We start from the raw sequence: 25146 nt of genomic DNA on the forward strand, positions 1-25146 counted from the left end.
AAATGCTGTGTCGGCTATAATGCGATGAATGGTGTAAATGTATCCAATTTACTTGACGGGCGCAAGATCAATTAATTATTAGTTGGTGTTTTTTCTAATTGATTGATTCCAGATGGTATTGAGCGGTGAGGGAGATAGAAATTTTTCTATCTATTTAAACATATTTTTACGATCCATTTTTAGAAAAAATACGATTGACCGCGCTAAGCCGAATGGATTATTTTTGTTCCCGTAAATAAAGACTCATCTACCAATGGACTTTTTTATCTACTTATTCCTGTCCTGTGTCGTCTTATTTCACATCGTTGACAGCTACTTAATTGTTTATGAAAAGAATTTTATTTGCATTCCTCGTCCTTGTTGCTAGTGTTCCACTCCGGGCTGCTGATTATTATTGGGTAGGCGGCGGCGGAAACTGGAGCGACCTGAATGGACACTGGCGGCTGGGTAGTCCAACTGGCGGTGTGCCAAGTATCGTCCCCGCTACGGGCGACAATGTGTTTTTTGGCAGTTACAGCGGGTTTGGCACGACGGCGGCCGCTCGTACGGTTACGCTGGACGCCAATTCGTTTTGTGCCAACATGACGTGGGAAAGCGATGTGCCGAATAATCCCATTTTGGCCCGTACGGGTTCAAATACGCTGTTTATATATGGCAATCTCGTATTGTCACCAACGGTTACGTATAATGGTGCGATCGACGTGGAATTTGCGGGACCTAATCCTGCCACGCTAACCTCCAACGGTGAAATTAACGGTATTTTGAACCTGACCGTCAATAAGCCGGGAAGCGGGCTAACGTTATTGGATGACTTAATTTATACGGGAACTACCGCCAATAATACTTACGGCCTGATTTTAACAGCCGGTACGCTAAATGCCACTGGCAGGACCATGTCCGTATACAACTTTAGGAGCGAAAGCGACAGTCCTCGTCATCTCGACATCACGGGAGGCCGGTTGATTATATTACGGAATCTTTATTTCCGGGGAGCCAATAAGTCGGTGACGGCTGATGGATCCTACATCCAGACAGGCATCCGATTGGCGACCGATGGCGGAGAATTTGACGAGGTCGAAGCGCTTTCAGACAGTCCCAACAACGACCTGTTTGCGGTTTATAATACCACATTCCGGAAACTGGTATTCAGCAACCCGTCGCTGACATCCAATGCACGTATCCATGCAGGTAATATCGTGGACACATTGATTTTTATGGGCGCTGGCGTCGTCCGGAATGACAATAATGTGATTAAGTACGTGACTTTTGCCGGGAATGCAGCTGTTGGGGGAACGAATAACGTAGTTCAGTACGCCGAAATAGGCGGAGCGTTGGAAATCATTGATAATGGCGCGCATGTTTTTGATACACTGTACACAGCGCCCAATAAGAATATTATTATCCGTGGTACGACAACCATCAATAAACGCTTCCGGGCCGGTGGCTTACCGTGTGATGGGTTTACGGAAATTATGGGCGGCTCTGGCGGTACCATTCACTTCGCAGACGGAGCCGTCGCTGAGATCGATAACGTGTTGCTGACCAATATCGCAGCAACGGGAAGCATTACACCCCTCACGGTTAATGGGGTGGATAACGAAGGGAACAGTGGCTTTATTATCAATACACCCACTACGGCCAGCCGTACACTATATTGGGTAGGCGGTGCTGGCGATTGGAGCGACCGTAGCCATTGGAGCGAAACCAGCGGCGGCACCGGCGGTGCTTGTATCCCGTTTGTAACGGACAATGTCGTGTTCGATAATGCCAGCGGGCTCAACGCAGGCAGCGTGATAACCACATCGGGCAATACGTATTGCCAAGATATGACTTGGGCCGCGAATCTGTCCAGTAATGTCACGTTCAACGAGTCAAACAATTACCAGTTGCGGGTTTACGGTTCCGTCGTCCTTAATCCGAACGTTACGATGAACGCCATGCTGCAATTTACCGGAGCGGAGGATGTGACATTCACGAACAACAATAGCACGCAGGGCCTTTTAGAGGCTCGTATCTCCAAGTCAGGCCCTTCAGCAAATATCGGCACCGTTGCCTTGTTGGATAATTGGAGCAATCCACAGGCTAGGGTGGTTTGGTTACGGGGAGATGTGGATGTACACGACCGGGTATTGGATATCAACGTGTTTCAAGGTATCCAATCACAGGGTGGACACTTAACTATGAGAGACGCGTCCATAACGGTGAACAACTGGGAATTCTTAAACGCAGCGAAAACTGTGGATGCAGCAGGCTCTAACATTTTGGCGAAAACTAATATCGGTATACGAACCGGAAGTTTTTATCAGGTAGAATCCTCGGCTACGAATGTCAATGCGTTTGATATTGCAAATACAACGATTGACTTCCTGACGTTCAGTAATCCGTCGCTGACCAGCGAGGCCTGGATTGGCAGCGGCAACACGATCGGTACGCTGGAATTCAAGGGGCAGGGGATGATTCGGTACGGCGGGAATAGCATCGACTCCCTGATCACAGGCGAAAGCAGGAATTTTCGGTTCTTTGATAGTAATACGATCAACAAATACTTCAAGGCTACCCATCCCGATTGCAGCGGCCTGGGAGAAATACGGAGCGGTGCGGCAGTTAGCACCATCGTCTTTGGAGCGGATGCAGAGGTGGATATCGCTAACGTATACATGGAAAACATGGTCGCCACCGGCGGTGGCGGGTCACTAACGCTTCCCATCACGTTTTCCGGCGCTGATGCCGGCGGCAATACCGGCTGGAATATCATTGCTTCCGATGGCGATGCGCGGTATTGGGTGGGTGGAGCTGGCGATTGGAACGACGCTTCCCATTGGAGTACTACATCCGGCGGACCGGGCGGAGCGTGTATCCCGACTGTTGCAAACGATGTTTATTTCGATGCGAACAGTGGCTTCGGTACGACAGCGGCCGCAAGGACGATCACGGTAAACGCCGGCAATGCCTACTTCCGTGACATGAACTGGACAGGTGCGGCAAATAATCCGATTCTGAACAAAGCTGGGGCTTGGAACATGGAGGCATGGGGCGAAAGTATGGTGCTCAACCCTTCCAGCACATTGAATACGACCATTCAATTTCGGGGCACGGAAGAAACCACCATCACCGGGCAGGCGCTGGGTAATCTGGATTTCGAACTCCGAAAAACAGGTGGGCGCTTAGTCTTTGGAAATGACTATAGCAATAGCCAAACCGATATATTTTTGTATGAAGGCAGTTTGGTGGCCAATGACGTTATTTTGAATCTTCATGCAGTGGATAATGACGAACGCAACAATAATCTTTCGGTTGATATTACAGGCAGCACCATCCTGACAGGCAACCTTTGGCGGTATAATGGCGGCACATCCAACCGTTCCCTCACTGCGGACGGTTCAATGATAAACACCCGCGTGTTTCTCGCCAATGGATTTGCCTATGATCAGGTGTCAATCAGCGGCTACTGGACTCAGCATAGTGTGTTTTCCGGTGTCGCGGCCAGCAAAGTTGTTTTTACGGACACGAATGTTGCTTCTGACATCGGTATCAATGGAACAAACAACCAATTGGATACCGTAGAATTTAAAGGCGGCGGTAAAATCTATGGGACAAACAATACCATCGGTACGTTGATTTTTTTCCCAGGAAGCCGATATATCTTTAATGCCGGCACCAACACCATCATAACGGATAGCTGGTTTGGCAGTGGTACACCGTGCCGGTTGACGGAAATCATGAGCAGTGGGGCGACGAGTGCGATCGTTACCAAAGCTACGGGTAATGTAAACTTTGATTATGTCCGTTTTCAGCAGATGACAGCTACCGGTGGGGCGGAGTTTACGGCCGGCTCTCATAGCCAGGATCTGGGCGGCAGTAGCGGCTGGGACATCGCACCTTACGACGGCGCTTCGCCGATAATGGGCTTTGGCCCCGACCTTACGGTGTGTGCGGATGGATTCCCCATCGTGCTGAACACAGATGGGTTCTTTGCCGGTCCTTCTGCTACGTATTTATGGAGCGATGGCAGCACCGGCAATACGCTGACCGTCACCGATGCCGGAACCTACAGCGTAACCGTAGAATATCCCGACGGGTGCAACATTTCCGATGAGATCGTCATCACCAAAAACACGGTAACCGTAGCGCCGATAACCGGCGCTGACGCGGTATGTGTTGACAATACCACCACGTTGCAGAGCGTCACCGAAGCGGGCGTTTGGAGCAGCAGCGATGCGGCCATCGCCACGGTTGACGCGGCCACGGGAGAGGTAACGGGAATTGCCCCCGGAACGGCTACCATCACCTATACGGTAACCGCTGAAGAGGGTTGTACCGCCAGCCAGACGGCGACGATTACGGTAAACCCACAGCCGGTGGTCGATGCCATCACGGGGACACTTACGTTATTTGAAGGGGAAACCACCACACTTTCCAGCACCACACCGGACGGTGTATGGTCGAGCAGCGATGCTGCCGTAGCCACCGTCGACGCCAGCGGCTTGGTAACCGGTGTATCCGGCGGCACGGCAGACATCACCTATACGGTGACCAACGCTGAGGGATGTGCGGAATCGGTGACCGCCACAGTTACGGTTGATGGATTCTCGGCTGCTAAACGCGAGGTTAGCGTTATCAAAACGGCGGATGCCCAGGAACCCTATACCAACGGTAGCTTTATGATCAGCCTCCCTGCCGGCGTATTGGCCGTAGAGGATATCACGTTGAACTACAGCGTGAGCGGCACCGCCACTCCGGGAACGGATTACACGGCGTTGACTGGCACAATCATCATAGCCGCAGGAACAAATGGCATTGCAGTGCCGGTTGACGTTATTGACAACGGTGTGGTAGAACCCAATGAAACTGTTATATTCAACTTGTCTGCGGCTACGTCGGCCAACTACACCTATACCATCCCAAGCGCGGGCAACAGCGCTACCGTGAATATCGGCGACAATGATTTTACCGCCAGCAGCAACATCGTATTGCTCACCAAAGTATCCGATGCGATAGAAGGCGGCACTAACGGGCAATACCGGATAGCGTTGCCTGCAGGGGTTACCAGTTCTGAAGATGTGGTGATCAGCTTCAATCTTGCGGGCACTGCAGCAAATGTCTTTGACTATACGCTACTCGGATTGGACGGTAGCAATATCGTAATACCGGCTGGTGCCAATGAAGTTTTTATAGACGTCGATGCCACAAACGATGGAATTATTGAAGGGCCCGAAAGTGTGCAGGTCACATTAACGGCTGCTGCTTCGGCCAGTTATCCGTTCACAATTGATCCTTCCAGTAACAGCGGTACCGTGAACATTGTTGATGCCAATGCCGCCAGCAGTACGCCTTTGCAGGTGATTGCCGGCACGAATGGCTCAGAGCCAAGTACCGGAGCAACGTTTACGGTTAAGCTTGCTGGTGTGGCCACATCTGCATGGCCTGTAACAGTAGGGTATCGGGTATCCGGCACGGCGATGCCCGGCACAGATTACCAGGGCATCGGAACAATTACCATACCTGCCAACACCAACAGCGTCACCGTTAACCTCGACGTACTCGACGACCAGGTAATCGAGCTTACAGAAACCATGATCTTTACACTGCTCTCCGGCAGCGCGACAGACGGGGGAGGGAATGCATTCATTTTCCCACCGGATCCGGTCAATAGTGATATTACCGTCAATATAACGGATGATGACGCAATGGCGGCCAACCAGGTATTGTCGGTCGTCAAAAATACAGACGCGGCAGAGCCGTCTTCGAATGGCAGCTATACCGTATCACTGCCTGCAGGTTACACTTCTTCGGCCAATACGACGCTCAGCTATACCATGACCGGTGGGGCAACGCGCAATACGGACTATACGGTTTTCACCATCACATTGCCAGCCTATCAGAACAGTGTAGCGCTAAGGGTTAACGTGCGGGACGACAAGATCATTGAAGGCACGGAAACCATGGTGTTGAACCTTATGGGTGGTACGGACGGTAACAGCTTTACGTACACTGCTGATGCCGCCGCGAACGCAGTGCCCCTGGATATTGTGGATGACGATCTTGATCCGGCTAATAGGGTGCTCACGGTTACGAATGATGGGGACGCGGCCGAGCCACTTACCAATGGTGCCTTTAACATCAGCCTGCCGGCAGGTATAACGGTATCCGAAGATGTAACGGTAGACTATACGATCAGCGGTACGGCCACCGCGGGCGACGACTACGCCGCGATTACGGGTGCAGTGGTGATCGCCGCGGGCCAGAACAGCGTAAGTGTACCGGTGACCGTAAGCGACGACCAGGCGATCGAGGCGACAGAAACCGTGATCATGACCCTGGCCGGCGGGGTCAGTACCAGCTTCACCTTCACCGGCACAGGTAGTGCAACGGTAGATATCGCAGATGATGAAAGCACAACCAGCCTGTCCCTGGCGATCAGCGATGGCGGTGACGGTGCGGAGCCGGGCACGGATGGCAACTTCACGATCAGCCTGCCCACCGGCGTGTCAGCTTCTGAAGACATCACTGTAAATTATACCGTTGGCGGCACTGCCACCGCAGGTGATGACTACGCGGCGATCACAGGAGCCGTTATGATTCCGGCCGGACAAAACAGTGCCACGGTTCCGGTAACGGTTGCAGACGACCAGGTAATCGAGCTAACAGAAACCGTGAACATGACCCTGGCGGGCGGCAGCAGTGCCAGCTTCACCTTCACCGGCACCGGCAGCGCGGAAGTAAACATCGCTGATGATGATAATACGCCAGCGAACCGGGCATTGACCATCGCCAATAGTGGTGACGCGGCAGAGCCGGGCACCGATGGCATCTTTACCGTCAGCCTGCCTGCAGGCATCACGGCTTCTGAAGCCATTACGGTAAACTTCACCGTGGCAGGTACGGCCACCGCAGGTGATGATTACACCGCATTCACCGGTACGGCGGTAATCCCCGCAGGGCAAAACAGTATACAGATACCGGTAGCTGTAATAGACGACCAGCTGATCGAAGGGGACGAAACCGTGGTTGTATCACTCAACGGCGGCAGCAGTGCCAGCTTTGCCTTTACCGGTTCGGGCAGCGCGATGGTGCACCTTGCGGACGACGAGCATACACCGGCCAATCTGGTGCTGAACGTGACCAAAACCATCGACGGGGCAGAACCTGCTACCGATGGGGCATTCAATATTGCGCTTCCGGCGGATTTGACCGCTACGGAAGACATCACGGTAAATTATTCCGTCGCCGGTACGGCGACTAGCGGCCAGGATTATATACCGCTCTCCGGAGTAACGGTAATCCCAGCCGGTGATAACAGCGTAGATCTGCCGTTGATGATCACCGACGATCAGGTGATCGAAAGTACGGAGACGGTGATTGTCGGCGTGACGGGCGGCAGCAGTGCGAGCTTTGCCTTTACCGGCGGCAGTAATGCAACGCTGGATATCACAGACGATGACAATATACCGGAAAACCTAACCCTCAACATCGTAAAAACCGCCGATGCGGCGGAGCCGGGCACAGACGGTGGCTTCACGGTTAGCCTGCCCATAGGTGTGACGGTAGCGGAAGATATCACGGTAAATTATGCCGTCGGCGGCACCGCCACGGCCGGGGATGACTACGCCGCGATCACCGCTGCGGTTACGATTCCAGCGGGTCAGAACAGTGTCGACATTCCGGTATCCGTTATGGACGACCAGGTGATCGAGGCAACGGAAACGGTAGTCATGACCCTGGCAGGCGGCAGCAGCACCAGCTTCACCTTTACGGGCACGGGCAGCGCCACCGTGGACATCGCCGACGATGAAAGTACGGATCCGGCCAGCCTGGAGCTTGCGATCAGCAAGGGTGCTGATGGCGCGGAACCGGGTACCGACGGCAGCTTCACGGTCAGCCTGCCTTCAGGAATAACGGCCACCGAAGCTATCACAGTAAATTATACCGTCGGCGGCACCGCGACGGCCGGGGATGACTACGCCGCGATCACCGCTTCGGTTACGATCCCTGCGGGACAAAGCAGTGCCGATATTCCGGTAACCGTCATGGACGACCAGGTGATCGAGGCAACGGAAACAGTGATCATGACGCTGGCAGGCGGCAGCAGCGCCAGCTTTACCTTTACGGGCACGGGCAGCGCCACCGTGGACATCGCCGACGATGAAAGTACGGATCCGGCCAGCCTGGAGCTTGCAATCAGCAAGGGTGCTGATGGCGCGGAACCGGGTACCGATGGCAGCTTCACGGTCAGCCTGCCTTCGGGAATAACGGCCACCGAAGCTATCACGGTAAATTATGCCGTCGGCGGCACCGCCACGGCCGGGGATGACTATGCCGCGATCACCGCTGCGGTTACGATCCCTGCGGGGCAAAACAGTGCCGATATTCCGGTAACCGTCATGGACGACCAGGTGATCGAGGCAACGGAAACAGTGATCATGACGCTGGCAGGCGGCAGCAGCGCCAGCTTTACCTTTACGGGCACGGGCAGCGCCACCGTGGACATCGCCGACGATGAAAGTACGGATCCGGCCAGCCTGGAGCTTACAATCAGCAAGGGAGCTGATGGCGCGGAACCGGGTACCGATGGCAGCTTCACGGTCAGCCTGCCTTCGGGAATAACGGCCACCGAAGCTATCACGGTAAATTATGCCGTCGGCGGCACCGCCACGGCCGGGGATGACTATGCCGCGATCACCGCTGCGGTTACGATCCCTGCGGGGCAAAACAGTGCCGATATTCCGGTAACCGTAATGGACGACCAGGCGATCGAGGCAACGGAAACGGTAGTCATGACCCTGGCAGGCGGCAGCAGCGCCAGCTTTACCTTTACGGGCGCGGGCAGTGCTACGGTAGACATCGCCGACGACGAAAGTACAACGAGCCGTTCGCTTGCGATCAGCAAAAGCGCTGACGGCGCGGAACCGGGTACCGACGGAGGCTTCACGGTCAGCCTGCCTTCAGGAATAACGGCCACCGAAGCTATCACAGTAAATTATACCGTCGGCGGCACCGCCACGGCCGGGGATGACTATGCCGCGATTACCGCTGTGGTTACGATACCGGCAGGGCAAAACAGTGTAACCGTTCCGGTAATCGTTGCAGATGACCAGGTGATTGAGGCAACGGAAACGGTAGTTATGACCCTGGCAGGCGGCAGCAGCGCCAGCTTCACCTTCACAGGAACGGGCAGCGCCACCGTGGACATCGCCGACGACGAAAGCACCGTGCCGGCGAACCTGGAGCTTACGGTCAGCAAGGGTGCTGATGGCGCAGAACCGGGCACGGACGGCGGCTTCACGGTCGGCCTGCCTTCCGGTATCACGGCAGCCGAAGCCATTACGGTAAACTTTACCATGTCGGGTTCGGCCACCGCAGGCGATGACTACGTGGCGTTAACAGGCACGGCGGTCATTGCTACCGGTCAGAACAACATAACAGTTCCGGTCACCGTAATGGACGATGAGTTGATCGAGGCAACGGAGACCGTAATCATGACCCTGTCGGGCGGAAACAGTGCCACCTTCACCTTTGCCGGCACAGGCAGCGCGGCGGTAAACATTGCAGACGATGAAAGCCCCATGCCGGCAAACCTGGAGCTTGCCATCAGCAAAACAGCCGACGGCTCGGAACCGGACACGGACGGCGCCTTTACGATCAGCCTGCCTGCGGGCACGACGGTATCCGAAGACGTAACGGTTACTTATACGGTAGGCGGTACCGCCACCCCGGGCGATGACTACCTCGCTTTCACAGGTAGGGCAGTGATTCCCGCAGGTCAGCGCGGTGTTATGGTACCGGTACGCGTATTGAATGATGATTCCCGCGAACCCGTGGAAACCGTGATCATGACTCTCACGGGTGGGTCTTCTCCCGGCGCCACGGTGTCTATAAGCACTGCAAACCGCGCCACGGTGGATATTGCCGATGATGATCATGCTACTCCGGACCTGTCGGTCACGACAGCGGTTGACAATGCCTCGCCACTTGCGGGAAGTACCGTGGTGTTTACCGTGGAGGTGACCAATCTGGGCCCCGACGATGCGACGGGAGTTGAGGTAACGGATAAGCTTCCATCAGGCTATACCTTCCTGTCGGCTACAACATCGGCTGGGTCTTATGATGACATCTCCGGTATATGGACGCTCGGCGACCTGGCCAATGGCGCCACCGGGGTGTTGCGGATCACCGCAACGGTGAACGCCGAAGGGGAATACCTGAACAGCGCGGAAGTGAGCGGCAATGAGGATGATCCCGATGAAGGTAACAATCAGGACGAAATCTCGGTAGCCCCTGTACGCCCACCGCAGGCAAATGATGACGGGGTAACCGGTCATTCGAACAAAGCCCTGGTTATTTCGGTGCTGGGCAATGATACCGAGCGGACCTACCCGTTGGATGCGGCATCCGTGGAGGTCGTCGCCCAGCCGCAGCATGGCACGGTGAGCGTCGGCACGGATGGGACCGTTACCTATACCTCCGGCCCGGGTTATGTCGGTGAAGACCGGTTTGCGTACCGGGTAATGGACAGCGAAGGCAACTGGAGCGAGCCGGCCGAGGTGACCGTCGCCGTGTCCGCTAATCCATTGAGGATCACAAATATCTTTACGCCGAACGGCGACGGTCAGAACGATAAGTTCGAAATCCTGGGTATGGAAGGATTTGACCGCGCGGAGTTGGTGGTGTTCAACCGCTGGGGCAATGAAGTTTACCGCCACGACGATTATGATAATTCATGGGGGGGCGGGGATATCCCAGAGGGTACGTATTATTATATGCTGACGTTGCATAAGGGTAATGCCACGCAGGTAGAAAAAGGCTGGGTAGTCTTGAAGAAGCAATAAAGGAACAAGCGAAATCATTCGGACTTATCAATACGATGCAGATGAGGTATATCAAAATAATCCTATGGCTATTGGCAACAGGGGCGCCGTTCGGGCTCCATGCCCAGCAGAACATCCAGTTTACGCAGTACATTTTCAATTCGATGAGTATCAATCCGGCGTATGCGGGTTACAAGGAGGAGTGGTTCGGGCAGCTGGGGATGCGGAGTCAGTGGGTTGGCATCGACGGTGCACCACAGACCGCTTTGCTGTCGGTTGACGGCTTGCTGGACCCTGCGGCGGGCAATCGGCACGGGCTTGGGGTACAGCTGACCACGGACCGGCTGGGTCCGCAATCGGCTGGCTCGGCCTACCTCAATTACGCCTTCCGTTTACGGCTGGACGACGCGGACACGCAGCGGCTGAGCTTCGGCGTGGGTGCCGGGGTTACGCAGTACGGGCTGAACGGTGCGCTGCTTGCCCCGGTCAGTGCAGGGGATCCGGTTGTTCCGCCGAACCGGATCAACAACTTTGTGCCCGATGTGCGGTTTGGTGTGTATTATTACAATCCGACGTGGTATGCGGGCATCTCGGTGATGGACCTTTTGTCGGGGGACCAGAGCAACAACATCTTCCGGTGGGATAACACGACGACGGATAATATCCGTCGTCGGCGTCACATCTATTTCATGGGCGGGGCGCTGATCAACCTGGGTGAGGGTACGCGGCTGCGTCCGAGCCTTTTGCTGAAAGAGGACTTCAAGGGGCCGACGAGCCTGGATCTGAACGCGATGTTCGTTTTCGGCGACCGGTTCTGGATCGGCGGCGGTTGGCGCACGGGGGTGACGGTTTTCAAGAAGGATTTCCAGCGCGTCACGGGTAGTTCGCTGAGCAAGCAGAACTCGGTGTCGGCAATTGCCCAGCTGTACGTGACGCCGCAGCTACGGGTGGGGTATTCATACGATTACATCCTGAGCCAATTGAGCAGTGTGCAGAACGGATCGCACGAGGTGACACTGGGCATTACCTTCGGCCGGAAAAACCGGCGTGTGTTAAGCCCCAGGTTTTTTTAGGATATTCCGAGGTATGGTATGATGGCCACGTTGTTTGAAAAACTTGCCCTGTTTCTGGACGGGACCCATGGATTCCGGTATATCCGGTATGCTCACCGGATTGAGGTCTGGCTGTCGGCCGGGGAAGAGCTGCCCATCGTTGTCTCGAACATCGGGCCCGGCCGGTACATCATCTCCTCGGGTAACCTGACTTATGAGGTGACAGACGGGGCCAGGGCATACCGTTACCTTCTGCGGGTTTTTTTCAACATGGATGGGACTTCAATTGATTATACATTTATAAGGCGGAGTCTGCACAGCTCCCGCTGAAGAGAAGCAAACGAGTTATGAAAGATAAAGTACAAAAGGGCATTCGTTTTTTTAGCACGGCATTTTCAGTAATCATGCTGGTAATGACCGGAGTAATCGTGTACGGCCAGGAACAGCTTTCGCTGCGGGACAGGGCGGATGAATTGTACCGTACATATGAATACGCCAACGCGGCGGCTTTATATACCAGGCTGGCAGACAGCAAGCGGCCCAGACTGTCAGATCTGGAGCGGCTTGCAGACTGCTACGCACGGATGAAGGATTACGAGGCCGCGGAGAACTGGTACGCCCGGGTGGTGGCCATGGAAGGCAGTGAAGCGGAAAACCTGCTGCGCTACGGGGAGGTGCTGAAGATGAACGCGAAATATGCCGAAGCGAAAAAGCAGCTGGAGGCCTATGCGGCGAAGACGGGTGACCGGGACGGGGTGGCAGTACAGCTGGCGGGCTGCGATTCGGCGCTGGTATGGATGGCCGATCCGACGGTGCACAGACTACGCAACGAAGGGGTAAACACATCGCTGTCGGAGTTTTCGGTTTTCCCGGCAGGGGATAAGGTCTATTACGCCGGTGAACCGGACGGGCATATGCGGGGTGCGGGGACGTATGGCTGGACGGGTAATTCGTTCCTGCGGGTGTACACGGCTGACCGTGGGGCGGACAACGGGCTTTCGAATGCGGTGATAGCGGATGAAGGGATCAACAATGTGCCGTACCATATCGGTCCGGTAGCTGCGGACGCAGCCGGTACCACGCTTTACGTAACACGCACCTACCCGGGGAAGGAGGGCAGCGTTACGCGGGAGGAACGGCGGAAGTACCGGACCCATAAGCTGGAATTATACATCTACACACAGGGGGACGGCGGTAGCTGGAAGGCTACACCGTTTCCCTATAACAAGGTGGAGGAATACTCGGTGGGCCATGCCGCATTGAGCAGGGACGGAAGCATCTTATACTTCGTGAGCGATATGCCCGGGGGACAGGGGGGCACGGACATCTGGTACAGCGAGCGGCAGGGGGACGGGAGCTGGGGCGCACCGGTAAACGCCGGGGAGCAGATCAACAGCTCCGGCAATGAGCTTTTCCCGAACATCGGGCCGGACGGCAGGCTGTATTATTCGAGCGACGGGTTTGCGGGCATGGGCGGACTGGACGTTTTTGAGGCCACGGGCAGCAACCAGCAATGGGCGGCACCGCGGAACCTGCGGTTTCCGGTGAATTCGCCGGGGGATGATTTTGCCTACCTACTCACCTATGAGGGCGAAGAAGGCTTAGCCGGTTACCTGTCTTCCAACCGGAAAGGCGGCAGGGGCAGTGACGATATCTATTCGTTTACCTATGAGAAACCGAAGCTCATTATCCTGTTAAGGGGTACGGCCTCGGATAAAAATACAACCAACCGATTGGCGGATGTCTCGGTGACGCTGTACGACGGCACGCGTGAAATCGTAGCGAAGAAGCGCACGGATGAAAGCGGCACATTCGAATTCGTGCTGGATCGGGATAAATCCTACACGGTATTGGGCCAGAAGGAGAAGTACCACGGCGATTCGGCAAAGGTAAGCACGTTGGGCATCACGGACTCGGATACGCTGGAGGTGGCGCTGCTGCTGGAGCCTGTATTCGAGGTGGGCAAAACCTTCGAGCTGGAGAATATTTACTACGACTTCGACCGGCACAACATCCGGCCGGACGCTGCGGCGATACTGGATGAGCTTGTGCGCACGCTGCGTGATAACCCGACGCTGAAAATTGAGCTTTCGAGCCATACGGACAGCCGTGGCAGCGATGCCTACAACGAGGCGCTGTCGCAGCGGCGGGCCCAGTCGGCGGTGGATTACCTGGTGAGCCGTGGCATCGCACGCGACCGGATGGTTGCGAAGGGTTACGGGGAAACGCGGCTGGTGAACGACTGCGGCAACGGCGTGCCATGCTCCCGCGAGCAGCATCAGGCCAACCGGCGTACGGAAGTGACGGTATTGGAATATTAATATCAAACATCATCATGACACAGATCATAACGGGCGTGCCGTCCTATGCCGACGAAAGTAAGTTTATCATCGGCAGGCTTTTCAAGTTGCCCTTACGAAAATCCGCCTCAGGCTAATACCGAAGCGCTGTTGAATCTGCCGTAGATTTCTCCACCTATTGCAGCAACAATTCCGGCGCGCTGTTGTTAAAAAAGAAAAACAATTATGGCAGACGACAAAAGCAAAGTAGGCGGGCGTGACCGTGAACGGGTGGCGGGCAATCAGGATTACGAAATAGACTTTCTAGCAGGAAAGCTGGGGGTAAGCGCCGAAAAGGTAAGGCAGGCCATCCAGGCGGTTGGCAACGACCGTGCAAAAGTGGAGGTGTATCTTTCTAGCAATAAAAATTGAATTGTTATGCCTTGGTATCATGGCGATTATCCGCCTTCGTATAAGAACCAACCGGTTAAACTGAGGGAAAAGGCCGTAGAAATAGCTAACGCGCTGCTTAAGGAAGGTGCGCAAGAAGGCGTTGCCATCGCAACCGGCCTAAAGCGTGCACGGGAATTTTTTCACGACCATGAACACAAAAAATAGTTATTGTGGAATAGCAAACTTACCGTTCCCTTGCTGATCGTACAGGTTTAGGATGCACTGGCATTCAAAATAAATCGGTGATCAAAGATTTTTCCCAAGATAAATTAATCGTATATGTAGACACTGTTACGGCACGGACATCCGAATTTCTTCTACCAATTGCTCGATACCGGCTTTGTCGTAATAGGTACAGGTCATTTTCTCCATAGATATCTGCCATTTCTCGATGCCGACTGCAGCGCACATTTTGATGAAGGTCAGAAAGTCCGTTTTGCCTTCTTGGTGTGCCTTTAGCTCAGCTTTGAACTGTTCACCATAAGCGGTGTCAGCGATCACCAATGGATCATATTTTGCCGGTATTTTTACGGTATGGTTTTCGCCGCCGTGATAGTCGATATGCCCATCTATTACATAGGCTTCGTAATGTGTGACTCCCAAAGCTTTAATTTCCTTGATGTACGCAGGAAAGTCCGCTCCAGATTTCACTTTGCGGTGTGCTGTCTTGATTTGTTCTACTGTAAACATCGCATTTTCTTTTTTAACTGTCAAACGATTTGTTGAATCTTTGTATTAAGATTACATTGCAAAGATGCACTGCCGAAAAATGCTGGAATTGTAAAAAATCGTTTTTCTTACAAGAAGCGTTTAAAATTTTCAGGCGTATCTCCCGTATATTGCTTGAAGTCTTTAACGAAGTGTGCCTGATCGAAAAAGTTATGCTGATAGCATAGTTCGATGAGCGATTTTGTGTGATTCAAGTTGTCGAGTACTGCATTGAAACGGATGATAGAGGCAAATTTTTTAGGCGTGGTTCCGACCATCTTTCTGAAACGCTTTTCGAGCGGGCTTTGACTGATACCCAGCTTTTCGTTTAACTCCTTAATGCGGATGGCTCCTTTACTTTGGCGAATGAGCTTTACGGCTTCTGCTATAAGTTTATCCGTTTGTATATCTTTAAGTTGTGATGACAGAAATTGTTCAACGATTTTTATCCGTTGATTGTCCGTGGCTGCACAGGTTAGTTTTTCTTCTACCTCGTTGATACTTCTTGCGTCGAAAACATCATTGAGTGGAATGCTTAGATTAAATAATTCGTGGGAGGGGAGCATAGCAAAATTGGAAAATCCGGTTTCCGTAAAGTAAACCAAAATGGTTCCAATGTTTGCCGAACCCCTGAAAATTTTATAGCCGTCCGTAATCCCGGTTATGCCGGCAGAAGCAAGATGGTTTACCGCCCTGTCTTTTACTGTTGAAAGCTGACCGTTATATTGAAATCCGACTACTAATCCCGATGAAGGAAAAACCTTGTATTCATTTTCGCATTCACTTTCCGACACCACGAAGTATTTGATGTAGGGCTTTAGTGCTTCTATCGGTATGTATTTGTCAAACCTCATTCGTTTTACGTTGGTTTTAACGGTCATTTCTTACCATACGATGTTGTCGTTCGTTGCCTTACCGTCAACGTTTAGTTATTTCGTGGACGAAATTTAACAATTCGTTTTCAATCTGCCCAGTTAAATTTTTGGGGAGTGAAAGCGTTGCGGGGACTTTCTTGCAGGAGACAGTTACCTTTTTGCATAGCTTCTGACCAGAATAGGTACATTCTTCGGTTCCAGACTTTTTAAGTAGACGTAAATAGCTTCGAGATCTTGCTTGCTCATGCCGGCATACATTGTCCACGGCATAGGCGAATTGAGCTCGTCCTTAGCCATTGGTTTGGGATGGTAACTGCTATCCGCATACGCCTTAAATTTATTTACAAAAAGCGCTTTCGTCCATGCTCCGATCCCAGTCTCCGGGTGCATGGTAATATTAGGAGCACGGATGACACCCGCAGGCTGACGAAATTCCATGCCGCCACCGAATTCACTACCGGGCACTACCTGCCCTTTATCCTGTTTGCTATGACAGTCGACACAGCCTGCAACGTTAACCAAATACGCACCGTAGTTAGTCGTATCACTTGGCAATGGTTTCAATTGGTGGACCGCAGGCGACGGAGATAGCTTGTTCAGGAGATTGACCGGAAAATCCAATTCAGGTGCAGGAATATCATTCTTGACAGCCGGTAGTGTCCGTAAGTAGGCGATGATGCTGTACACATCTGCTTTGTCCATCTGCCCGAAACGGTGATAGCCCATGACTGGAAACAGGGCTCGACCGTCCTTGCCTACCCCCGCGGTAACGGCACGGTAGATCTCACCGTCTGTCCAATCGGACAAGCCGTAGGGCGTCAGATTGGTGGAATAGATCGTGCCCGGAAATCCAGCTTCTTTTGCAAATAGCTCCCCACCGCTTCCTTCGGTTCCTTTTGTTATAGGGCCACTAAAGACGTGCCAGTTCCGTTGGCTGTGGCAGTCCATACATACCGCCACATGCATGGCTAAATATTCTCCTCTTTCTATGCTTGCACTATCGCTACTAACCTTAATATCCGGCGCATCGCCTACATTCGGCATCGCAAAATTTACATACAAACCGGTGCCCAATGCCAGAAATATGACCACACCCATGACAATGCCGAAAACTTTTAAAAATTTCATGTTTTATTCGTTTATGTAAGTTGCATTCGAGAAAACAGATATTCATTTTTACAAATATCAACCGGTGTTAGTGGTTGTCCAATAAAGATCGACAGACAGCTTATTTATGACGACAAACGGCAGAAATATAGCGTAAACTTATCTCAGCCGTTTACGGAGTTCATCTTTATAATTTCTGCCAATAGGTAGTTCCTTGCCTAAGATTTCAATAGCAAAGGAATGATAACTTTGGACTTTTTCAATAGAAACAATAAAGGAACGGTGTATCCGGACAAATTTTTCTTCGGGCAGTAGCTCCGCCAACACGCTGATTTTCTGCTTACTGATATACGTCTTGTCGGCTAGGACAACTTTAATATAGTCTTTTAGGCTTTCTACCCAATAAATATCGTCTACATTAAGCTTCACATTTTTGCGGTCGACACGGAGATAAAGAAAACTTTCGTTCTTGACATTTGACGTTGAGCTGGATGCCCTAATGGGCAAGAAATCAGGTCGGTAACCATGGAATACCTTATCCATTGCCTTTAAAAAGCGATCGAAAGGAATGGGTTTGAGCAGGTAGTCCACGGCATTCAGGTCAAATCCTTCAAGGGCATAATCCTGATAAGCGGTAGTAAAGATAATCCGGGGTGGATTCTTTAGCGTTCTGACCAGGTCCGTACCGAGTAGTCCCGGCATCTTAATGTCGAGAAATAGCAGATCGATCTTGTTCTTCTGGAGAATCTGGAATGCCTGCACTGCATTGCTACATTTAGCCACCAGTTGCAAGTCCGGAAAGTTGGCTATATATTTTTCGATAATGTCGAGTGCATGAGGTTCGTCATCGACAATGACTGTTTTTATTTCCATGACCGACTGGTTTTGGTTTTCGAAAAAATAGTAGCCATATGACCTGAATCAAACGAAGCTTCTCTTTCCGTTGTTGTTGCCAAATAGGGGACTGTACCAAAGTTTATCTGTAGAATTGCCAGATACATATCTTCTTCATCATAGATGGTTAACCGATGGGTTTCAGGATACATCAACTCGAGCCGCTTTTTTAAATTCTGAAGACCAATGTTGCCACAGGCCGCGTCCCGCTCGATCGGCTGACTCGGCTTGCTGTTAGATACTTTTAGTTTCAGCTGATAGGCATCCACATCGAGGTCTATATTAATCCAGGCCTCCTCGGTTATCTCGCTGGCTCCATGCTTAAAGGCATTTTCGATCAGCGGGATCATCAATAGGGGAGAGACGCGTTGATCCGCTATCGTTCCTTTTATACTGAAATTAAGATCTAAGCGGTCTCCATAGCGCAGTTGTTCCAACGTTAGGTAATTTTGTATAATGACCACATCCCGCTTCAGCGATACGTAATCGGCATTGCACTCGTAAAGCATGTAACGCAGTATATCCGATAACCCCAATACCACCTCCGGTGATTTGGGCGATTGATTGAGCGTGAGCGCATATAGATTATTCAGGGTGTTAAAAAGGAAATGCGGATGGATCTGTGACTTCAAAAAATTGAGCTCGGCCTGTAACGCGACCTGCTTGCGCTCATACCACATGCGGAAAAACTTAATGACCAGCGCTATCCATACGACCGAATTGCTCTGCTCCAACCCATGAATCAGGTACTCCATGTTTGTAAGCTGCTCCAAAAAGGTACCCTTTATTTTCTGCCATTTCCAGTCAGGATTAAGTTTACGCATCTCCTTAAAAAAATAGGGATCCGCAAAAAGAATCTCAATGATCCGGTACATCAGCACGCAACCGACAGCAAGGAGGACAAAGCACAGCGTCAACTGTAAAAATTTCCGGGTGTAGAGGTATTTGGGAATAATTACATAGCTCAGGGTATAGAAATAGACAACATGTACGGGAAGCAACATCATGACGGTATTGAATGCTGCCTTAAATCCGGGCCCTTCCACCTCGAACAGCGTGGTTAGGAAGACGACAATACACAACCAAAAAGTCACGTGCATAAGCACACGACCGTTAGCCGTCCATCTGGTGTTCATTTCCATATACAAAAGTATTTAATTTCCGAAGATTCCAAGCAACGGTCGACAGTGTGCAATTATTTGTCGACCAACGACATATCCTACGATTTACGACCTTTTCAATGGCAGGGTCGCATCGCGTAGTATATTTCCAGCTAAGTGTCGACGAAATCATGCATTCCGTCGACGGCGTTATCAGTCAGCTATCAAAGTAAGGATACTTGCAGAAAAATTAATTGAAGCATGAAAATGAAAAATGTAATGATTGCCATTTGCTTGTCTGTTGTATTTATGGCATGCAAAAAAGAAAATGGATCAGTAGCAGCGGGAGAAGAGGTACTGGCTGTGGAAACAGGTTCCACTGCAGCTTGGAAGGGGTACCTTGAAACGGGCTATTTTAATTCGGGTACGATCGCACTGGAGGCGGAGGACTTCCTATTAAAAGGCGAAGAGATCACGGGTGGGGAAATTAGTATTCCCATTTCTTCTATTGTCGTCACGAATGATCTGCCGGCGGATAAAAAGCTGGAACTGACACATCACCTGCAAAGCGCAGATTTTTTTAACCTGGCTCTTTATCCACAGGTGGTTTACACGGTACGTTCGGCGCAGAAAACCGCTGCAGTTGATCCCAAAGGCAATAATTATTTGATCAAAGGGGATTTCAAGCTGTTGGGTAAATCACTTCCGTTGGATATTCCTGCCAAGATTGCGATTTCTGCTACGGATGTGGAGATCGTTTCCAATTTCACGTTTGATCGTACCAAATGGGGGATGACCTATGCTTCTGACGTCAATCTACCGGCAGCGGACAAGATCAAGAATGAAATCGAAGTAGATATAGACCTGAAAGCAATCCGATTTTAGTGGGACGCGCCGATCCTGCAAATCAGCGGATTGATAAACGCACTGCTACGCACATTCTAAAACAACACAAGGTTTTAAATCACACTTAAAGAAAGATGAACAGCGAAAAGCAATTGATTTTGGACTTTATCAATACGGTCTGGAATAGACGGGAGACGGATTCTTTCAGGATAAGAAGGAAAGCTTAATCCCCCTTGAAAACATTGAAGGTTTTAGGCTGTTAATCATAGAGAATCAAAGGTATTGAAGCTTATTTTAACCAAAAACAGCACCATGAGTGAACACTATTATGATGAAAAGGATCTAGCAAAGTTCGGTAACATCGGCGAATTTCAAAAAGAGTTGGGAGATCGCTTTTTCGCTTACTATGGGGAGGTATTTAAGGACAGCGAATTATCAGCGCGGGAAAAATCGCTGATTGCCCTGGCAGTAGCACATGCCGTGCAATGCCCGTACTGTATCGATGCCTATAGTACGGATGCCTATGAAAAAGGATGGAGCGAAGCGCAGATGATGGAAGCGGTTCATGTTGCGGCGGCCATACGGGGAGGAGCTTCCCTGGTGCACGGGGTGCAAATGATGAATAAGGTAAAGAAAATAGCCATGTAACGATGAAATCATTAAAGGCACAACATCATTCCCTTGCCGATGCCCGCGCGCAGTTAGCCATCCTGGTATATGGGCAAGATGGCTCTACCATCCCTATTTCCTTCCGGGATAAATTGGCACAATCCCAGTCGTATCCCCTCAAGCCCGGGCAAATTGACACCTTGCAGATCAATATTGGTAAGATGTGCAATCAAACATGTAAGCATTGCCACGTGGATGCCGGGCCGGATCGGAAAGAGATCATGACTGCGGAGACCATGCAACAATGCCTTGACGTACTTCGACAGCATGAGCAGCTCACCGTTGTAGACATTACCGGCGGAGCCCCCGAGATGAATCCCAACTTCCGCTGGTTTGTGGAACAACTGACCCGATTGGATAAGCAGGTTATCGTACGATGTAATCTCACCATCATCGTGGCGAATAAAAAATATGCCGACCTGCCAGACTTCTATCGGAAACATCGTGTTGAAGTCGTTTCCTCTCTTCCCTTCTATGCCCAGGACAGGACCGACAGGCAACGGGGCGACGGTGTATTTGACGCCAGCATCCGCGCACTTCAGCTGCTCAACCGTATCGGCTATGGAAAAGAGGGATCCGGATTAAAACTCAACCTGGTTTACAATCCTTCAGGCGCTTTTTTGCCATCCGGCCAGACCGCTTTGGAAAAAACTTTTAGAGAGGTACTGAGGCAGCGGTTTTCCATTGAATTCAACGAGTTGTTTGTCATTACGAATATGCCCATCAGCCGTTTTCTTGATTATTTACTGATGAGCGGAAATTACGAAAACTATATGGAAAAGCTTATCCATGCATATAATCCGGCAGCAGCGGCGAACGTAATGTGCCGCAACACTCTTTCCGTAGGATGGGACGGCTATCTGTACGATTGCGATTTTAATCAGATGTTGGAATTGAAAGTCAACTGTCTGAGTCAACACATCCGCGAATTCAATGATCAGATGTTAAAGGAAAGAGAAATCGTTGTAGACAACCATTGCTATGGGTGCACAGCTGGATCGGGATCAAGCTGTGGAGGTACGATTGCTTAACTAACGCAGCATGTATGGCGCAAACGGATATCCTAATCATATTTGCCAAGAGGCCTGTTTATGGCAAGGTAAAGACCCGTCTTGCCGTTTCCATCGGCCCTGCCGCGGCTTTGGAAATTTATCGGCAACTGTTGAACCATACCTTGGATATAGCGACGAAAGTAGAAGTCGAAAAAATTATTTTTTATTCCGATGAGACGGCGCCTGATAATAGAACTGTCTCTGGTTTTCGAAGCACCACGCAGCATGGCGTCGACTTAGGGGAGCGAATGAAAAATGCATTTGCGGATGTGTTCAGGCAGGGGTATGCCAAAGCAGTAATTGTTGGTGCGGACTGCCCAGCTATCGATGAAACGATTGTAGCAGCCGCTTTCGATACACTGGACAAACGGGATGTTGTCATTGGTCCCGCATATGACGGTGGTTACTATTTGTTGGGAATGAAGCGAGTGCACCCAATGCTGTTCGAAAATATTCCGTGGAGTACAGCAACCGTTTTTGAGAAGACCGTAGCGATTTGCAAAAACGACGAACTTAGTTATTCGCTTTTGCCGCCGTTGCCCGATGTGGATGAAGAAAAAGACCTGCCGCATCTGGCAAAAATGAACCAACATGGATAATCGGCAAACCTTCCTAAGTATCATCATCCCGACATACAATGAGGCTGGGCATATCGTGCGTACACTCAACAAAATACATGCGGCGAATGAGACGCATCATACAGAAATAATTGTCGTAGACGGTGGCAGTACCGATGATACGGTCGCTTTGGCTGCCGCTGCGCGGGCAATCGTTGTGCAAAGCGAACGGAAGGGTAGAGCGGCTCAGATGAACAAAGGGGGTGCCCGGGCAACCGGAGAAATGCTTTATTTTCTTCATGCAGATAGCACCCCACCTACTAACTTTATGCATGACATTCACGCGGCCCATTCACAGGGGGTAAAAAGCGGATGCTTCCGGCTTGCCTTTGACTGTCACCATTGGTTTTTGAGGGCGAATGCCTGGTTTACCCGGTTTGATCTTAATGCCTTCCGCTTTGGCGATCAAAGTCTATTCGTTACCAAAGCGGTATTTCAGAAGTCGGGTGGATTCAGGGAAGATTTGTACATCATGGAAGACCAAGAGATCATACACCGCTTAAAGAAGCACGGAAAATTTGCCGTGCTCAACGACAACGTTGTCACTTCCGCCAGGAAATACCTGGAAAATGGCATATACCGGATGCAAGGCATTTTTTATGCCACGTGGATTTTATACTACCTCGGATATTCACAGGCCCGTTTGGTCAAGTTGCATCGGAGATTTGTGAGGAGATAATCATTGTTAATTGAGTTGATAACTATGAAGCCCAATGATGAAAATGCAAAATTACCGCCGGCACAGCGGCCCTTTCGGGTGCTGATTATATCGGGCTCGCAAAGAAGGCAATATAATTGCCCGGGGGTTGATAGCAAATCCAGGACGCTGATGTTAAAGATGGCGGAAATGTTACCCAAGGAATGGGAAATCGATTACGAAGACCTGGGCAACGTTTACGCAAGAGAAAGAATACAAAGTTGCAATGCCTGTGTGTCGACGGCAATGGCCCTTTGTGTATGGCCCTGCAATTGTTATGAAAAGGATAGTCGTAAAGAACCCGACCTGATGTGGAACCTAGATCTATACGCCCGGTTGGATATGGCGGATGCCTGGGCAATTATCGGCCCCATCAACTGGTATAGCTGCAGTAGCAACCTAAAATTGATGTTCGATCGGCTGGTGTGCATGAATGGTGGCAATCCGGATGAAAAAAGCATTGACCACAAGAATCCGGAAAAAGCAATGGCTTTGGAACACACCGCCCAGTGGGAAGCGATGAGCCTGAATCATTTGGAAGGACGGACCGCAGCCTTCTTTTGTTATGGAGACGAGGGAGGCGATGAACTAGACGAAGCCGGGCGCCCAAAAATCCTGCAGCATAAACATTATTTCGACCCCGTTGACGAACCTTTTGCGAATGAACGCAATGCGTATGCGCCATTGGTGTGGCAATGCCGGTATGGAGGCGTAGAAGTGCCTGATCATCTTTGGAAATGCGGCATTACCGGTAAAGACAAGAAATACAGCGATAACCAAGCGGAACATATGGTTGATGAGAACGAATTTATGGCCTCATTTTCCGCTTGGGTGCGGGATTTCGAAAATTTTGTCCGGCAGAAAGGCAAAGTGCCGCCCAACCGGTACCGAGCCTTCGGTTATAAAGCACCAACGCATTTTTGGGGAAACGTAAAAGATGGCATACGGTACGTCCGCATGATGGTGGGCAAAGCGCCCAAAGGTTCTTCACCCCGGACACAGGAGGACCTCGGACTGAATAAAGATGCCACTTGGCACACCAAGAAAGGTGAGGGAGAAAAACTAAGGCGCCATGATTAGGTCCATTTTCGATGTTTACGGCGCACCTGTACTGGTCATTTTCTTTGTCTTGCTTTTTTTCCTCGAAAGCAACTACCAGCTGCGCAAACGGGTACAAGGCCGATGGAAGCGGATAATTATTAATTTTATTGTTTCGATACCGGCGTTTTTACTGCTCCGGCTGATGCTGATTCCGGCAATGGTTTGGCTGGCCGTGAAAAACCAGTCTTGGCACATCGGCCTCAACCAGCTATTTGACGCGGCTCCACTTATTGAGGGGGCAATCGCCTTTCTGCTACTTGATTATAGCAATTATCTGTGGCACATTTTACTCCATAAGTTGCCGGTTCTTTGGCGCTTCCATTTGGTGCATCACTGCGATCTTGACTTGGATATCACGACCGCATTCCGTTTTCATTTCGGGGAGCTGGTCGGGTCGGTGCTTTTCCGCGGCGCAGCCGTTGTTTTGATTGGCGCCAGTCCTGTCGCCGTGTTGATTTATGAAATTGCCTTTGAGGCCGCCACACAATTTCACCACAGCAACCTAAAAATGCCATTCCGGTTGGAAAAGACGTTGAATTTCCTGGTTGTTACCCCGCGTATGCATGGCATTCACCATTCGGTTGTCAAGCGGGAAACCGATAGTAATTACGCGATTGTTTTTTCGGTTTGGGACCGGATACACCGCACGGTCCGTCTGAATGTCCCTCAAAACAGGATCATAACGGGCGTACCGTCCTATGCCGACGAAAGTGAATTGACTATTGGCCGGCTCTTCAAACTGCCCTTTACGAAAATCCGTCCCTGGCCAAGTGTAGGACACGGCGCTTCGGGCGACGAAAAGAAAGAAAACCGGAATCAATTGGAAAAATGATATCTTTTTCGAAGGCGTTGCAATGCCGAGGGGGCTGCCGCGGTTTCTCATTGGCAAGA

18 protein-coding genes are annotated in these 25146 nt (G+C 51.1%); 13 read left to right on the forward strand and 5 right to left on the reverse strand.

Features of this window, described 5'->3' with window-relative positions:
* The first annotated feature begins 326 nt into the window (after positions 1–326).
* The 6 genes from BMZ56_RS00500 (at position 327) to BMZ56_RS00525 (ending at position 14754) form a co-directional block, all read left to right on the forward strand.
* Positions 327–10826, forward strand: coding sequence for a Calx-beta domain-containing protein (locus BMZ56_RS00500; protein WP_090622526.1), 10500 nt, complete (start codon positions 327–329; stop codon positions 10824–10826).
* Positions 10827–10867: 41 nt separating this feature from the next.
* Complete coding sequence (locus BMZ56_RS00505; RefSeq protein WP_090624368.1) at positions 10868–11878, forward strand: PorP/SprF family type IX secretion system membrane protein; 1011 nt, start codon at positions 10868–10870, stop codon at positions 11876–11878.
* Between the two features lie 18 nt (positions 11879–11896).
* The gene (locus tag BMZ56_RS00510; RefSeq protein WP_090622532.1) at positions 11897–12187 is read left to right on the forward strand and encodes a hypothetical protein; all 291 of its coding nucleotides are present in this window, start codon (positions 11897–11899) and stop codon (positions 12185–12187) included.
* A gap of 17 nt (positions 12188–12204) precedes the next feature.
* Positions 12205–14178: an OmpA family protein gene (locus BMZ56_RS00515; RefSeq protein ID WP_090622535.1), complete on the forward strand. Its 1974-nt coding sequence runs from the start codon at positions 12205–12207 to the stop codon at positions 14176–14178.
* A gap of 204 nt (positions 14179–14382) precedes the next feature.
* A complete protein-coding gene (locus BMZ56_RS00520; protein ID WP_090622539.1) occupies positions 14383–14568 on the forward strand; it encodes a DUF3606 domain-containing protein in 186 nt (61 codons plus the stop codon).
* Positions 14569–14574: 6 nt separating this feature from the next.
* Positions 14575–14754: a DUF2188 domain-containing protein gene (locus BMZ56_RS00525; protein ID WP_090622543.1), complete on the forward strand. Its 180-nt coding sequence runs from the start codon at positions 14575–14577 to the stop codon at positions 14752–14754.
* A 126-nt stretch (positions 14755–14880) separates the two neighbouring features.
* Here the strand turns inward: BMZ56_RS00525 and BMZ56_RS00530 are convergent, their stop codons facing one another.
* From BMZ56_RS00530 to BMZ56_RS00550, 5 genes are all read right to left on the reverse strand, one after another.
* Positions 14881–15279, reverse strand: coding sequence for a DUF1398 domain-containing protein (locus BMZ56_RS00530; RefSeq protein ID WP_090624370.1), 399 nt, complete (start codon positions 15277–15279; stop codon positions 14881–14883).
* Between the two features lie 107 nt (positions 15280–15386).
* Positions 15387–16151, reverse strand: a complete 765-nt coding sequence (locus tag BMZ56_RS00535; RefSeq protein ID WP_090624372.1) for a helix-turn-helix domain-containing protein — start codon at positions 16149–16151, stop codon at positions 15387–15389.
* A gap of 171 nt (positions 16152–16322) precedes the next feature.
* Complete coding sequence (locus BMZ56_RS00540; RefSeq protein ID WP_090622547.1) at positions 16323–17300, reverse strand: c-type cytochrome; 978 nt, start codon at positions 17298–17300, stop codon at positions 16323–16325.
* 138 nt (positions 17301–17438) lie between these two features.
* A complete protein-coding gene (locus BMZ56_RS00545; RefSeq protein WP_090622551.1) occupies positions 17439–18152 on the reverse strand; it encodes a LytR/AlgR family response regulator transcription factor in 714 nt (237 codons plus the stop codon).
* The gene (locus BMZ56_RS00550) at positions 18143–19315 is read right to left on the reverse strand and encodes a sensor histidine kinase (protein WP_090622553.1); all 1173 of its coding nucleotides are present in this window, start codon (positions 19313–19315) and stop codon (positions 18143–18145) included. Before BMZ56_RS00550 ends, BMZ56_RS00545 begins: the two co-directional genes overlap by 10 nt.
* Positions 19316–19534: 219 nt before the next feature.
* Here BMZ56_RS00550 and BMZ56_RS00555 point away from each other — a divergent pair, with 219 nt between their 5' ends.
* The 7 genes from BMZ56_RS00555 (at position 19535) to BMZ56_RS00585 (ending at position 25087) form a co-directional block, all read left to right on the forward strand.
* Positions 19535–20158 carry a YceI family protein gene (locus tag BMZ56_RS00555; protein WP_090622557.1) on the forward strand — a complete coding sequence of 208 codons (624 nt, stop codon included), beginning with the start codon at positions 19535–19537 and terminating at the stop codon, positions 20156–20158.
* Between the two features lie 273 nt (positions 20159–20431).
* Positions 20432–20767, forward strand: coding sequence for an arsenosugar biosynthesis-associated peroxidase-like protein (locus BMZ56_RS00560; RefSeq protein WP_090624374.1), 336 nt, complete (start codon positions 20432–20434; stop codon positions 20765–20767).
* A gap of 2 nt (positions 20768–20769) precedes the next feature.
* On the forward strand, positions 20770–21819 hold the full coding sequence (gene arsS / locus BMZ56_RS00565) for an arsenosugar biosynthesis radical SAM (seleno)protein ArsS (protein ID WP_090622561.1): 1050 nt from the start codon (positions 20770–20772) through the stop codon (positions 21817–21819).
* A gap of 14 nt (positions 21820–21833) precedes the next feature.
* Entirely contained in the window at positions 21834–22439 is a 606-nt protein-coding gene (locus BMZ56_RS00570) for a TIGR04282 family arsenosugar biosynthesis glycosyltransferase (protein WP_090622565.1), read from the forward strand.
* Positions 22432–23136, forward strand: coding sequence for a TIGR04283 family arsenosugar biosynthesis glycosyltransferase (locus tag BMZ56_RS00575; RefSeq protein WP_090622568.1), 705 nt, complete (start codon positions 22432–22434; stop codon positions 23134–23136). The genes BMZ56_RS00570 and BMZ56_RS00575 overlap by 8 nt, the downstream gene beginning before the upstream one ends.
* Positions 23137–23160: 24 nt before the next feature.
* On the forward strand, positions 23161–24234 hold the full coding sequence (locus tag BMZ56_RS00580) for an NAD(P)H-dependent oxidoreductase (protein WP_218146415.1): 1074 nt from the start codon (positions 23161–23163) through the stop codon (positions 24232–24234).
* Positions 24227–25087: a sterol desaturase family protein gene (locus tag BMZ56_RS00585; protein WP_090622575.1), complete on the forward strand. Its 861-nt coding sequence runs from the start codon at positions 24227–24229 to the stop codon at positions 25085–25087. The genes BMZ56_RS00580 and BMZ56_RS00585 overlap by 8 nt, the downstream gene beginning before the upstream one ends.
* Positions 25088–25146 lie beyond the last annotated feature (59 nt).

This window comes from Parapedobacter indicus (genome assembly GCF_900113765.1).
Classification (GTDB): Bacteria; Bacteroidota; Bacteroidia; order Sphingobacteriales; family Sphingobacteriaceae; genus Parapedobacter; species Parapedobacter indicus.

Coding starts and splice junctions, on each gene's coding strand:
- BMZ56_RS00560 (WP_090624374.1), top strand. CDS start 20,432: ATGAGTGAACACTATTATGATGAAAAGGATCTAGCAAAGTTCGGTAAC.
- BMZ56_RS00510 (WP_090622532.1), top strand. CDS start 11,897: ATGATGGCCACGTTGTTTGAAAAACTTGCCCTGTTTCTGGACGGGACC.
- BMZ56_RS00575 (WP_090622568.1), top strand. CDS start 22,432: ATGGATAATCGGCAAACCTTCCTAAGTATCATCATCCCGACATACAAT.
- BMZ56_RS00520 (WP_090622539.1), top strand. CDS start 14,383: ATGGCAGACGACAAAAGCAAAGTAGGCGGGCGTGACCGTGAACGGGTG.
- BMZ56_RS00555 (WP_090622557.1), top strand. CDS start 19,535: ATGAAAATGAAAAATGTAATGATTGCCATTTGCTTGTCTGTTGTATTT.
- BMZ56_RS00540 (WP_090622547.1), bottom strand. CDS start 17,300: ATGAAATTTTTAAAAGTTTTCGGCATTGTCATGGGTGTGGTCATATTT.
- BMZ56_RS00530 (WP_090624370.1), bottom strand. CDS start 15,279: ATGTTTACAGTAGAACAAATCAAGACAGCACACCGCAAAGTGAAATCT.
- BMZ56_RS00505 (WP_090624368.1), top strand. CDS start 10,868: ATGAGGTATATCAAAATAATCCTATGGCTATTGGCAACAGGGGCGCCG.
- BMZ56_RS00545 (WP_090622551.1), bottom strand. CDS start 18,152: ATGGAAATAAAAACAGTCATTGTCGATGACGAACCTCATGCACTCGAC.
- BMZ56_RS00585 (WP_090622575.1), top strand. CDS start 24,227: ATGATTAGGTCCATTTTCGATGTTTACGGCGCACCTGTACTGGTCATT.
- BMZ56_RS00570 (WP_090622565.1), top strand. CDS start 21,834: ATGGCGCAAACGGATATCCTAATCATATTTGCCAAGAGGCCTGTTTAT.
- arsS (WP_090622561.1), top strand. CDS start 20,770: ATGAAATCATTAAAGGCACAACATCATTCCCTTGCCGATGCCCGCGCG.
- BMZ56_RS00515 (WP_090622535.1), top strand. CDS start 12,205: ATGAAAGATAAAGTACAAAAGGGCATTCGTTTTTTTAGCACGGCATTT.
- BMZ56_RS00500 (WP_090622526.1), top strand. CDS start 327: ATGAAAAGAATTTTATTTGCATTCCTCGTCCTTGTTGCTAGTGTTCCA.
- BMZ56_RS00550 (WP_090622553.1), bottom strand. CDS start 19,315: ATGGAAATGAACACCAGATGGACGGCTAACGGTCGTGTGCTTATGCAC.
- BMZ56_RS00580 (WP_218146415.1), top strand. CDS start 23,161: ATGAAGCCCAATGATGAAAATGCAAAATTACCGCCGGCACAGCGGCCC.
- BMZ56_RS00525 (WP_090622543.1), top strand. CDS start 14,575: ATGCCTTGGTATCATGGCGATTATCCGCCTTCGTATAAGAACCAACCG.
- BMZ56_RS00535 (WP_090624372.1), bottom strand. CDS start 16,151: ATGAGGTTTGACAAATACATACCGATAGAAGCACTAAAGCCCTACATC.